This window comes from Methanomassiliicoccales archaeon (genome assembly GCA_014361295.1).
In the GTDB taxonomy this organism is placed as follows: Archaea; Thermoplasmatota; Thermoplasmata; order Methanomassiliicoccales; family JACIVX01; genus JACIVX01.
In genome coordinates, this window is record JACIVX010000094.1 from 1 (window position 1) to 985 (window position 985).

The 985-nt window shown below is 58.2% G+C and carries 2 protein-coding genes; one reads left to right on the top strand and one right to left on the bottom strand.

Features of this window, described 5'->3' with window-relative positions; genetic code table 11:
• A partial coding sequence (locus H5T41_11340) for an ROK family protein (GenBank protein MBC7109352.1) occupies positions 1-331 on the top strand: 331 nt, incomplete at its 5' end.
• Here H5T41_11340 and H5T41_11345 read toward each other — a convergent pair.
• On the bottom strand, positions 328-846 hold the full coding sequence (locus H5T41_11345; protein ID MBC7109353.1) for a hypothetical protein: 519 nt from the start codon (positions 844-846) through the stop codon (positions 328-330). The genes H5T41_11340 and H5T41_11345 overlap by 4 nt on opposite strands.
• Positions 847-985: the final 139 nt, after the last annotated feature.

The window sequence follows — 985 nt, forward strand, 5'->3', positions numbered from 1 at the left end:
CGACCGCGCCCAGGAATTCCTGGGCCAAAGGATTTCCGCCAAAGAGCTCTTGGAGCGGGCCAAGGGAGGCGATCCGGTCCCGTTGAAGCTTGTGGAGGAGGCCTGTCGCGCCATGGGCCAGGCTTTGGCCATCGTGGCCGAGCTCCTGGAGCCGGAGATGATCGTCTTTGGCGGGGGATTCACGAATTCCTGGGATTTTCTGGCTCCGAAGGTGGAGGAGGCGTTGCGGGAGATGAGCCGGGTCCGGCCGCGGCTTGTCCTCACGAAACTCGGGGATGATGTAGGCCTTTTGGGCGCAGCAGCCCTGCCCTTCCAATTCCCGGCCCTTTAGAACACGAACCGAATTTCAAACGTGGCTTGAAGTTTTCCTTGGTTTATGGAAAAGAGGGCGGAGACGCTTTCGCTTTCCCCTTCTTCTTGGGCCCGGAACCAAACCTGGCCGGAACTCGCAAGGTACACGCGGAAATCCTTGGTTTCTTGGACCCAACGCACGGTCAGGAACTGGCGAGGGCCGGGAAGGATCTGAACGCCGGAGGTCACGGAAAGTCCTGAGGATTCTTGGGAAAACGTCAGGGAAGTCTCAGGCCCAATGAACATGGTAACTGCATCATTTCCGAACTTCAGGTTTGCCCGCCATGGTGATGGTCCATCCAATGCGAGTTCTCCAAACCATCTGGCCCTTTCCAGGCGCAGGAGGCCCCAGACGGAGAGGATTTGGGCAGGGCCAAAGTTAATCCCGATCCATCCTCCTTTGAATCCGACCTGGCCTACAACGACCGTTTCCGCCCAGGTTGCACTTCCTTTGAGCGAGCCGGAAAGGAGGAAATCCACGCGACCGGTGCCCAAAATGGTGAGCTCCGGGGCAAAGCCAAAATTTTCTTGGTCCCAAGAAAGTTTCAGGTTGGCGCGCCGGAAACCCAAAGGGAAAAAGGCTCCCTCTCCATGGGCGCTCAAGCTCCAGCCGGACCACTCCCATGTATGGCTA